Genomic DNA, 12,109 nt, shown 5'->3' with positions numbered 1-12,109 from the left:
GCAGATATCGTCTTAAGCATTCCTATGTCCTATAATTTTTTTATTTATTAGGAGGAGACGATGATGTTGAGAAAAGGAAAAATGCTAAGTCTATTTCTGCTGTTTACACTCATGATTGCTCTAGTGCCTACAGGTAATTCAAGTGCAGCCTCGAACTGGAATCTGGTATGGAGTGATGAATTTGACGGGAATTCTCTGAATACTGGTAATTGGTCCGCCGAAATCGGCACAGGGAGCGGTGGCTGGGGTAACAATGAACTTCAGTACTATACTAGTCGTCCGCAGAACCTGCAAGTTACGGGTGGAAATCTGGTTATTACAGCGCAAAAAGAATCCTACGGTGGAATGAATTACACCTCTGCACGGATCAAAACACAAGGACTCAAAAGTTTTACCTATGGGAAAATTGAAGCTAGAATCAAGGTGCCTTCAGGTCAAGGACTCTGGCCGGCATTTTGGATGCTTGGATCAAATATTGATACAGTAGGTTGGCCTAAATCCGGTGAAACAGACATTATGGAACGTGTGAACAATAATGCTTTTGTTAATGGGACGGTACACTGGGATGCCAATGGGCATGCCGAGTATGGGCAGGTATCCGGAAATCTGGATTTCTCTCAATACCATGTGTACAGCGTTGAATGGGATGCGAATTATATCAAGTGGTTTGTAGATGGCAACCAATTTAATGCTTTTTATATCGAGAATGGAACGGGAAATACGGAGGAGTTCCAAAAACCCTTCTTTATCCTGCTAAACCTTGCTGTTGGTGGGAATTGGCCTGGAAGTCCAAACGCTTCAACTGCTTTCCCGGCGCAAATGCTGGTTGATTATGTACGTGTGTATCAATCCGCGCCTACCTCAAACATCGTTAGTGGTGGGATTTATACTTTAGCCGACAAGGCTAGTGGCAAGGTTCTGGACGTAGTGGATGTATCCACAGCAAGTGGGGCAAAGATGCAGCAATGGACCAATTACACAGCCAATAATCAGAAATTTAAGGTGGAAAGTACAGGAGACGGCTACTATAAGCTGACAGCAGTGCATAGTGGAAAAGTGTTGGATGTGCCGAACTCATCAACCGTCAGCGGCGTACAGTTGCAGCAATGGGATGACAATGGTACCAACGCTCAGCGGTGGAGCATTGTAGATGTAGGGGGTGGCTACTACAAACTAATTTCTAAAGTGAGTGGATTAGCTATGGATGTAAACGGAGCCTCAACCGCAGATGGCGCAGCGGTTCAGCAGTGGACGGATAACGGAAGCGATGCTCAGAAATGGTTTTTTACTAAAGTGAACTAAAAGGATCTATTATACGATCATGTTTAAGAAAAACGGCAGAGATACCGTTTTTCAGAATGACGAGAAACCCAATTCACTGGATGGCCTTGGGTTTCTCGAGATCCTGCAGCCTCTATCTAATAGGGGCTGTTTTTTTACGTTTAATACGTCGTTGATATTGAATTCTTGTATTGATTACTGTCCCTTTTCTTCTCCTAATCGTTCTAATTAATTTCAATTGAAACAGCGAAAGGGGCGAGATTCTTGTGCGAATAATTTTAATTCTACGTTTATAAATGATTCGTCTATTACTTTTTCGTATGAACCGCCGCTTTACATAGCTGACCTTCCGTCTTCTTCGTTTTAATTTGGCTTTAAAAGCTCTCCAAGGGGTTAGATTTAGGAACTTACGATATAGCGCAAATCCTGAGGAATCTTTATTCCAGCATTTCTCATCCCCGGCAAAATGGACAATTTTATTATTGTAGTCATGATCTGGGATGGCCATGTTAAATGAATTAAAACGGATATCGAGAGGGAGGTAATTCGCTCCAAAAACTGCATTTAGAACATCCTGGTCAGGCATGGTGACATCAGGGAAAGTGCGCAAGAAGTTCAGCATCTCTTGGTACCAGTTCGTATTCTGGCGGATATTATTCAAAGCAAATACGATCACTCCAGAATTAAAATAAATCTCGGGATTCAGCCCTTTGGCGCTCACAATAGATGCAACATCCATAATGCCCTGATCCCAAATCGCCCCTAAATATTTTTCATTCAGCTCGACTTGCCACAGCTCCGCGATGTCTATGTTTACCAATACATCACAATCCAGATAAATAATTTTGTCAGAAGGAATTAACGCGGGAAGCAGCAATCGGTACATACTTGCATGTGTCCACATATCGATAGAATTAATATTGGCAAGAACCTGGAGCATATCTTCGGGTAAAGTAATCGAATAAAAGCTAATCGTATGCTGATGTTTAGTGGTTAATCTGGTGAGCTTTCGCTTGTTAACTTCGGTTAAAGAGGCATCATGTAAAATATGAACATGGATTGGGGAACTTGTATGATGAAAAACTGACGCTAAAACGACACCGGCATGCTCTACATACTTTCCATCCTTATCTTGAAAGGCCAAGGCAATTTCGATCATTTGATTTATCCTCTCTCTACATTAGTGTACGAATGTACCACAGTATACGTTTGCCCTGGCAAGAGGATAAAGGCATTACACCTACGATATTCACCCAATTTTTTTTGCACATAAAAAAACCAAGCTCTGCAAATCAGAGACTTGGTTTGTTAGAACGATTTCTTATTTTCGCAGCTTAATACAGTCTATGTGATGATTGTTATTTTTAAATAGTATAAGATCTGCACGATTTCTGGTAGGTAAAATATTGTGTATCAAATTTTCAAAATTGATTTCTTTCCATATTCTTTTCGAGATCTCGATAGATTCTTCTAGTGATAACTGTGCATATTTTTTAAAATAAGATTGCTCATCTTGGAAGGCGGTATCTCTAAGCTTAATAAACCGGTCAATATACCATTTCTCAATATTATTCACATCAGCATCCACATAAATTGAAAAATCAAAGAAATCAGATACAAAATAGTTTGGCATACTTTGATTAATTGTCAAACTAGTCTGAAGAACATTTAATCCTTCAACAATTAGGATGTCCGGGTTCTCGATCGTAATACATTCATTTGGCACGATATCATAAGTTAGATGCGAGTATACAGGACTTTGAACACCCGAAACACCAGACTTCACTTTAGTTAAAAATGAAATTAAACTACGTGTGTCGTAGCTTTCAGGAAATCCCTTTTTCTTCATGATTCCACGCTTTTCCAGCTCAGCATTGGGAAGTAGAAACCCGTCAGTTGTAACTAAATCTACTTTTGGATGAGAAGGTAATTGAGAGAGGAGCTTCTGAAGAAGTCTAGCGGTTGTACTCTTGCCAACAGCGACACTTCCGGCGATGCCTATGATAAATGGACCTTTTTTAAGATCGTTATTAAGAAAGTGATTTATAGAATCTTTAAATGTATGAGAGGCTTGAAGCTGCAAATGTATCAATTGGGATAGAGGAAGATAGACCTCATTTACATCCTCAATCGAAATTTTATCGTTAATACTTTGGATATCACTAAGCTCTTCTTCTGATAATTGGATAGCGGTGAAATCGCTTAGCTTCTTCCAATCCTCACGTAAATAAAGTGTATATGCTGAATTATTCACCATTAAAGTTTCCACATCCCTGAGTTTTTTAAAGATTCACCTGCACTTAGGTATTATAACCGTTCATTCAACTTGATTCCATTCATAGCAATCGACATTAGTATGGACATTATGGAGAATTCATTTCAATAAATAGGAAAATAAATTAAAATATAGTGAACGAGGAAGAATGGAGTGGAACCATGGGAGTTTTTCGAAAAGTTGAAGTATTAACGGATTACACGCGCAAGGGTACGTTCCAAGAAGAGTCAGAGCCCAGAAAAATCGTGATAAGTATTTATTATCCGGATAAGGATGGTTTGCTCGATAACAACGAATCTGAAATGAAATATATGGATCTTTTCCGGCCCTGTGAACAACATGCAAGAGAAATTCTAGAAGATATTGGAATGAATATGGATATCATAGATGGATTATCTACCTCAATCAGCGAGGGAGCATTGCAACAAAAATCTAAACGATCCTATCCTGTCATTATCTACTCTCCTGCACTAGGCTTAGATAGAGATATGTATATTTACAATATACAAGCGCTGGTAAAGCAAGAATTTATAGTGGTAACCGTCAGTGCTGCTTATGAAGCCATGTTTACAGTTAGTCCAAGTGGAGAATTTATGAATCAATCAGAGGTCATGAGGACAATACAGGCTACAGATTATAGCGAATTACATCACTTAATTTCTATTCGAAAAAAGGATATAAAGTATGTATTAGATCACCTATCCAATCTGAATTCAAGAATGGAAAGTTTTGATATGGACAAGGTTGGCATTGTTGGACATTCAATCGGTGGTGCTACTGCATTAGATTTAACTATGGAAGATGATAGAATTAAAGCCGCAGTTTTATTAGATGCAAGTATGCATTTATATATTGAGAATGAAGTGAACAACAACTCGGTACCCCTACTTGTATTAAGGCAAAATGCTTCTGCTTTAGAATCCTTAAGCATTATTTTACAGGAGAAAATAGCAAATGATTTCATCAAAGGACAAGAGAAGCTTTTTCGGAATTGGAAAGGATATAAATCTTTATTGAAAATACGAGGTGCTACGCATATGTCTTTTAGTGATATGCCTCTTTTTGAGGAGGACGAAGCTTTATATCATAGAACTTGTGGGATTCATAATCAGATAAATGAGCTTGTCGCTAATTTTTTTCAGGAGCATCTATTGAATCAGGGTAATGCTTATTCTACATTCGTTAGTTATAATCATAGTGATTTCTGTGTGATCAATGGCAGTGGAGATGAAATTCTGTAAACTAGCATACAGGATTTCAAGGGATGTTCGTGTGGGTAAGAAGCTATGAGGTCTCTTTTGAAAAATAAGAAAAATGGCCGAGGGCCGTTTTTCTTATCCTTTAATCCCAAAAGCAATCCAGCGCCCATCAACATCTTCAATAACAAATTCCTTGTTATTATAGTCGGTGTTTGCTAATGCTCGGACAATGTTAACACCAGCCGCTTCAAATTCTTTCTCCAACTGCTTTTGCTGTTTCGTAATAAAATAGGCATCGTAACCATAGCCATACAATTCTCGATTAGGAATAACCCTTTGTCCTTGGGATTGAGTAAGGATAATTTCTGTATCATCACGATAGAGGCAAACATGCGGTTCTTCCGTATCTAAATAGGGCACAACTTGAAAGCCTAAGTACTGATTGTAATAAGCAGCGGTGCGCTCAATATTCAGGGTAGGAAAGATACTATGTGATTGTAAAAGCTTTTTGTCCACTTGTGTGATCATCCTTTCTAAGAAAATAGATACCCATATATTACCTTGCGACAAAGATTTCAACAATACGTGGAGTTATTAAACCGCAGGAGACATTCATGGTTGACATCATAGATATTCTATAATAATATACATGCATGAGCATACATTAATTAAATTCTGCTAAAACATGTTTTTAATGTTCATAATAAATTTAGTTTTTTATAAAGAGGAGAGATATCATGAAGAACTTGTTTACCCCTTATGAAATGAAGGATTTGAAATTGAAGAACCGCGTGGTTATGCCTCCAATGTGTCAGTATTCAGTGACTAACAAGGACGGAATTGCTACCGATTGGCATTATAATCATTACGTAAGCCGCGCCATTGGAGGAACAGGATTAATTATTATTGAAATGACCGATGTAGAGCCTGATGGCCGAATTACTGATTTTGACCTTGGCATTTGGTCCGATGAGCAAATACCTGCATTGGCTAGAATTGTTGATGCTTGTCATGCTTATGGGGCAAAAGTAGGTATTCAAATTGCTCATGCTGGGCGTAAGGCTGAAGATGCAGCAGTTCCTGTATCCTCTTCTGCCGTTCCATTTGATGCTGACTCCAAAACACCACGTGCCCTAACGACTGAAGAAGTGAAGGGTATGGTTGAAAAATTCCGGTTAGGCGTGAAGCGTGCGATTCAAGCGGGGTTTGATGTTATCGAGCTTCATGGTGCGCACGGTTACCTTATTCATCAGTTCCATTCACCATTAACGAATCAAAGAACAGATGAATATGGCCAAGATTTGACCTTGTTTGGTACTGAAATCATTCGTGCAGCGAAAAGTGAAATGCCTGAAGGAATGCCATTGATCATGCGTATCTCAGCTCAAGAATATGTAGAGGGCGGATACGGCATTAAAGAAAGCTTGGCATTTAGTAAAGCTTATAAAGAAGCTGGCGCAGATATTTTCCATATTAGTGCAGGTGGTGAAGGTCCTATCGCGGCTGCTGGCAAGCCAGGAACACATGCGGCGTATCAAGTTCCTTTGGCAAGAGAGATAAAAAATGGTTTGAATGTACCGGTGATTGCTGTAGGTAGATTGGATGAACCTGCTCTTGCTAATGCAGTCATTGGGAATGAGGAAGCAGATCTTGTTGCAGTTGGTCGGGGGATGCTGAGAAATCCATATTGGACGCTGGAGGCTGGAGTTGAGCTTCAGCAAGACCCTAGTATTCCTCGGCAGTATGCCTTTGGATTTCCTAGAATTAAAGGCTAAGGACTAACGAAATTAAATGGAATCAGTTGGAAAGACCGGCTTCTTGGAGAAACGGTCTTTTCTCTTTTTTGGATTAAGCTTGGCACAATAGATGTGGAGTGTAGTACTATTATATAGAAGAAAAAATTCATGAATAGTCATACGCTCAGGAGATGAAGAGATAGATGGACAAAATTCTTAACAATGACCTTATCGCGAATTGGTTGACGTTAACGCATATACAAATGAATGTGACGAATGAATTAGAAGTTAATTTGCAAGCGAATCATGGTTTATCTTTAAAAGAGTTCTACTTGTTATTATTCTTGTCGGAAGCCCCAGAGAAAAAACTAAAATTGCAGAAACTTGAATCCATGGTTGGTTTAAGCCAAAGTGCCGTTTCACGTCTAGTTAGCCGGTTTGAAGCCAAGGGCTGCGGAGCTTTAGAGAGAAAAGCATGCGACAGTGATCGCAGAAGTATTTATACCTCCCTAACCTCCATTGGTGAGGCCAAGCTCATCCGTGCTCAAGAAACCTTTAAAGACACGCTAATGACGGCATTCCCGGAAAAAGATGTGGAACAGCTTCTAGCGCAAATGCTTCGTATGAAGCAGCAATCATGAATCAGCTCAAAAAAACCTCTGTTTAGGTAAATGGATCGTATCTCCATTTCCCATGCAGAGGTTTTTGCTTGTGCTGTAATCTATCAAAAGTGTGCCAGCATTCATTAAGCCTTCTATTACCATTACCGCTTAGAAAGCTGGTAATAATTATAACTTTCATTTTCAATCGTAATTTCATTAATTAACTCGAAGTCACATTTCTGTATAACTTTATTTGAGGGTGTATTGTGTACCAGAGCAATAGCGTTTAATACATCGGTAGAAGTGTGCTCAAACAAATACTTAATTAACCACTTGGCAGCTTGTGTGGTATACCCTTTGCCGCGATGATCCTTGGATATGGCATACATGATTTCTCTGTTCGGAGCGGGTAATTCATCCTTCATTCCTGTACAGCACCAACCTATAAACTCATTCGTCTCTTTTAAAATAATGCCTAAACGAAGACGAAGCTCCCCGATATTTCCATCCGCTGAGACCGCTTGTAGAAACTGTTGGTTTTCTTTTATTTCATAGTTTATTAACCAATCTAGCCGTTGTTCTTTAGGGACATTCCAGTCGGGCAGAAATTCTATGATTTCAGGCTGCGTGGTAAGTGCGTGAAACTCGTCTAAATCCTCCACTCTAAACTCTCGTAACAGGATATCTTTACATTCAATTGTAAATAAATCGCGTTTTGTTGTTTCATAACCTACATGGTTATTCATATTTCATCTCTCCTTCATACATTCAAATTCATTTTATCATGAATAAAAGGGTCTATTTGGTAATTTTTAATTATTAAAAAGTTTTCTTTTATTTCACACAAATATTAATTAGTTAATATATTAATTGATTATAAAGTGTGTTATTATGTTTCGTATAAAGGTTAAATGATTCACGGATGGGGCGGTTTTGTCGTAGTAATCAGTAGATTGGTTAGGCTTTTATGATTTCTAATACAAAAGATGACAGGTGATCTTCTATGAACAATGACAACAGTAATAAATCTATTAATGGTAATTTGATAGCGCATTATAAGTTTGATAACCCCGATCATGTGGGTCAAGATTACTCGGGGAATGGGAACGATGGAACCGCTTCAGGGACTAAGCTGCCATCCATACAGACTGTAGCGGGTAGAAGTGCTGTTTCACTAGCGGGTGGAGAACATGGCACATCCTATATTTCTTTGCCAGATGATCTTCTTAAAGAGGTCAGCGACCAAACTGGCCTTACTGTCTCGACATGGATGCATGTAAGTGCTGGCGGGAGCTTATGGGAAAGACTGTTCGATTTCGGCAAAGGCGAGACAGGACCCTATATTTTTTTAACGCGTAATTTCCGGGGGACTTGTTTTGCGGGGGAAGATTTAGTCGCAGATCCTGGTAAATCCTTTGCTGCTGGTGAATGGGTGCACGTTGCCTTTGCGGTCACAGGAACAAAAGGTGGAACACTAAGCAGTGCAGGACCTGTGATGTATATCAATGGTGAGATCGTTGCAGATGGAATGATAAGTCAGACTTCTAGCGGTACATATGCTAAGCTACGCACGTGGTTTGCTACATTTGAGGATCAAGTGAATTATAGTAACAATACGATCGGCAAGTCCCAGTACGCTGCAGATGTAGATTTTGGCGGCTCTCTTTCGGACTTCCGTATATATAAAGCGGGATTAACGCAGGACGAAGTGATTGCGATTATGTGCGAGTCTTTGACAGATGAAGAGATCGTTAAGCTCGCAAAAGATAAATATTTAACCTTCACTAGTTCAATCATCACCAAAGATATCGAATTACCAGCTTCGCTCATGGGTGGAAAAGTTGACGTGTCCTGGGTATCCAGTGACTCAGCAATTATTTCTAATGCGGGAGTTGTAAATAAAACCGTCCATTCTGCTAAAGGTGTAACGCTTACAGCAGTTTTGAAAAAAGGTGACAGTACAGTAGAGAAGAGCTTCACCGTATCTGTGCTCCCAGAAGGTTTGCCACCCTACACCTTAACGATCGATGGAAACCATGAGATTTTGGATGTTAGCGAAGTTTTATATGGCCTTTTCTATGAGGATATTAATAATGCGGCAGATGGTGGAATTTATGCAGAGCTAGTGCAGAATCGTTCCTTTGAGTCGTTTGCTTTTGACAGCTATTCGCATGTATGTGGTGTGCACGGGACTTCAACAGGAAGAAATTATACACCTCTTCATGCATGGTCCGGTGACACGGACAAAATGACGGTTCATCATACAGGCGGCTTGAACGATTTCTTTGGAATCGAAGATAAAGATATGAATGCGCATTATGTGACAGTGGCAGATGGCGCGACGATCAATAACAGAGGCTTTGCGGATTCCAATCAGCACTGCTCAATGTTTATTAAGAAGGATGCTAAGTATAACTTCACGATTTGGGCGAAGGCTGAGGCAGCGGGAACAATCACCCTGCAATTGCTCGACAAAGATGGTAAAGCCATTAGTGATGCAACGGTAGTTGAGGTGAACGGTGACGGTAACTGGAAGAAGTATGGTGTAGAGTCTAAGCTTGTATTAACAGGATCTGAAACTGTACTTGGTCAGCTTGCTTTAACCTTTAACGGTGAGATTTCCATTGATATGGTTTCCTTAATGCCGGAAGATGTTTGGGGCGCTGGGGAAGAAGAACGCTCTGCAACAGCTCATGCTAACTATAAAGGGAATTCCAACTATAGATTGCGAAAAGACTTAGTGAATGCACTTGTTGATCTTCATCCTACATTCTTACGTTTCCCGGGGGGCTGTATTTCTGAAGGCTCTCACATTTGGGAGAATGTGTACGATTGGAAAGAGTCTGTCAACGATATTGAGCTTCGCAAAGAGAACTATAATGTATGGGGCTATATGATGACCATGGGTCTTGGATATATGGAGTATTTTCAATTAGCCGAAGATTTGAATGCAACACCACTTCCGGTTATGGCCTGCGGCGTACTGTGTCAAGCTCGTTCGGATTATGCGAATCCAGCTGGCGGTGCGTTAAGAGATTATTATGTGAAGAACTTTACGGATCTGATTGATTTCGCGATTAGCATGGATTTTGACAATAACGAGTGGGCCGCTTTGCGTAAAAAGATGGGCCATGAAGCAGCGTTTGACCTGCGTTACTTGGGCGTGGGGAATGAAAACTGGGGAACAGAGTTTTTTGCCAACTTCGAGTATTTTAAAACAACGATTGACGAATATATGGTGAAAAACTACCCTGATCATGAACTGACCATTCTTTCTACGGTTGGCGCACAAGCAGATGACGATGCTTATCAGCAAGGCTGGAAATTCCTAAGCGGAAATCTACAGGGCTCGGAACAGATCAGCTTCACGGATGGAACATCGAGTATTGAAGAGACGGTTATCTGGTATGAGAAACAAAAAAACTACATGGATACGATTGCGGACGAGCATTACTACCGTTCCAACGAGTATTTGTTAGAGAATGCGGATCGCTACAATTACTATTACAGAGCTTATAAAGAAGACGGCAGCTTGGACGAGGCTGAAACTTCGAAGGTTTTTGTGGGTGAATATGCTTCGACAGATAAAAATACATTGGCAGGAGCGATTGCTGAAGCGGCGATTATGTCCAGCTTCGAGAATAACTCTGATGTGATTAGACTAGCTGCAACGGCACCTTTGTTCAATAAGGTATTAACAGATGGCACCTACAGATGGACACCAGATTGCATTTGGTTTGATGATGAAACTGTATGGTACACGCCGAACTACTATGTTCAACAGCTGTACGCTAAATATCTCGGCACCAAAGTGGTTGGCACATCGTTCTCGACATATCGCAATGGGGAAAAGGTAGACCTCATTCCTCACGGAGGAATTGAAGTGGCTGCCGGAAAATCATCTGTAGTTGTGAAGCGGGTGAAGGTTACTTCGAATACGGATGACAGCGTTATGTTAGAGCAAGATTTTACACAGCCGCTGCATGAAGCTTGGAAAGTCATTCCTGGTTCTGCCGGATATACGATTGATCCTTCCAAAGGTCTAGTCTTGAAGGCACAGAACAGCGGACTGAATGGATTGTATATTCTCAATGACGCGTGGACTAATTATAAAGTAGAGGTCGTTCTTGAAAAAGCTTCCGGCGAAGATGGCTTCTATGTAGGTGCAGGTCTGACAGACATTTCACCGGAAAATAAAGATGTTATCGAATATGCGATTGGCTATAATGGCGATGCCACAGGAGTCAAGGTGTACAAGCAAGGGATTGAGGCTTATACACTCGGCGATTATTCCTCTAGTACAGCAGCGGGTAACCTTAGAGCTAGTTGCTATGAAGAGCTAGCGGATCATACGGAATATACCATCACTGTTAATTATGGTGGAGCAGATGGCAAGCATTTGATTTGCTCTTACACAGATGGCAAGACAACAAGCAAAGTGCTTGATTATAAGCTCGAAGCGTATAACAGAGAAGTATACAATTCCGTTACTAAAGATGATAAGTATCTCTATGTAAAGCTTGTGAATGCGGATCGTGTAGAGAAAGCAACGAAGCTTGATCTAAAAGGCTTAAACGTAGCTCCTACCGGTAAATGGATTACTTTAACGGGCGATGCTTCGCTAGTTCACACACCTAATGTGAACAGAAAAAATGATGAGAAGGTTACTCCAGTTGAAACGGAAATCAGGTTTGATAAAGACACTGCAATTGTAAATCTAGCTGCCCATTCTGTGAACGTGATTGTTCTGGATCTTATTTAATAGAAAAGATAGCATTCAGCGCGCGCCGATAATACTTCGGCGCGTGTTGTTGTTTAGGAAGGCTTGTAATCGGTTGATGTTTATATAGGGAGAACTGTCCACTTCTTGATGAATCTCTGAATCTAACATACACTGGTGAAAGCACAATCACCCGAATGACTCTCCATCCTGCGATCCTCCCAGAATATTTTTTCAAAATATAAGAAAGTATAAGTTTCACGCTATACATCATCCTTCTATTTCTCGCTTAAACG

The 12,109-nt window shown here is 40.4% G+C and carries 9 protein-coding genes; 5 read left to right on the top strand and 4 right to left on the bottom strand.

What is annotated here, in order from left to right; genetic code table 11:
• The first annotated feature begins 60 nt into the window (after positions 1-60).
• Complete coding sequence (locus tag NSQ29_RS17610; RefSeq protein WP_427468942.1) at positions 61-1,302, top strand: RICIN domain-containing protein; 1,242 nt, start codon at positions 61-63, stop codon at positions 1,300-1,302.
• Positions 1,303-1,414: 112 nt separating this feature from the next.
• Here the strand turns inward: NSQ29_RS17610 and NSQ29_RS17605 are convergent, their stop codons facing one another.
• Together NSQ29_RS17605 and coaA are read right to left on the bottom strand one after the other, a co-directional pair.
• Positions 1,415-2,440 (bottom strand): glycosyltransferase family 8 protein, encoded by a 1,026-nt coding sequence (locus tag NSQ29_RS17605; RefSeq protein ID WP_339246655.1) that lies wholly within the window; start codon positions 2,438-2,440, stop codon positions 1,415-1,417.
• A 162-nt stretch (positions 2,441-2,602) separates the two neighbouring features.
• Entirely contained in the window at positions 2,603-3,538 is a 936-nt protein-coding gene (coaA, locus tag NSQ29_RS17600; RefSeq protein ID WP_339270052.1) for a type I pantothenate kinase, read from the bottom strand.
• A 179-nt stretch (positions 3,539-3,717) separates the two neighbouring features.
• On the opposite strand from coaA, the gene NSQ29_RS17595 reads away from it, so the two are divergent.
• A complete protein-coding gene (locus NSQ29_RS17595) occupies positions 3,718-4,797 on the top strand; it encodes an alpha/beta hydrolase family protein (protein ID WP_341125716.1) in 1,080 nt (359 codons plus the stop codon).
• Positions 4,798-4,890: 93 nt separating this feature from the next.
• On the opposite strand, the gene NSQ29_RS17590 is transcribed toward NSQ29_RS17595, so the two are convergent.
• A complete protein-coding gene (locus tag NSQ29_RS17590; RefSeq protein WP_341125715.1) occupies positions 4,891-5,271 on the bottom strand; it encodes a VOC family protein in 381 nt (126 codons plus the stop codon).
• A gap of 221 nt (positions 5,272-5,492) precedes the next feature.
• Between NSQ29_RS17590 and NSQ29_RS17585 the strand changes: the two genes are divergently transcribed.
• Entirely contained in the window at positions 5,493-6,530 is a 1,038-nt protein-coding gene (locus NSQ29_RS17585) for an NADH:flavin oxidoreductase/NADH oxidase (RefSeq protein WP_339802183.1), read from the top strand.
• Between the two features lie 164 nt (positions 6,531-6,694).
• The gene (locus NSQ29_RS17580) at positions 6,695-7,132 is read left to right on the top strand and encodes a MarR family winged helix-turn-helix transcriptional regulator (protein ID WP_081383065.1); all 438 of its coding nucleotides are present in this window, start codon (positions 6,695-6,697) and stop codon (positions 7,130-7,132) included.
• A 122-nt stretch (positions 7,133-7,254) separates the two neighbouring features.
• Here the strand turns inward: NSQ29_RS17580 and NSQ29_RS17575 are convergent, their stop codons facing one another.
• Entirely contained in the window at positions 7,255-7,839 is a 585-nt protein-coding gene (locus tag NSQ29_RS17575) for a GNAT family N-acetyltransferase (protein WP_341125714.1), read from the bottom strand.
• A gap of 257 nt (positions 7,840-8,096) precedes the next feature.
• On the opposite strand from NSQ29_RS17575, the gene NSQ29_RS17570 reads away from it, so the two are divergent.
• Positions 8,097-11,855, top strand: coding sequence for an alpha-L-arabinofuranosidase C-terminal domain-containing protein (locus NSQ29_RS17570; RefSeq protein WP_341125713.1), 3,759 nt, complete (start codon positions 8,097-8,099; stop codon positions 11,853-11,855).
• Positions 11,856-12,109 lie beyond the last annotated feature (254 nt).

The sequence above is a fragment of the Paenibacillus sp. FSL F4-0236 genome (assembly GCF_038000135.1).
In the GTDB taxonomy this organism is placed as follows: domain Bacteria; phylum Bacillota; class Bacilli; order Paenibacillales; family Paenibacillaceae; genus Paenibacillus_AQ.
This window is presented reverse-complemented; position numbering and strand designations above follow the sequence as displayed.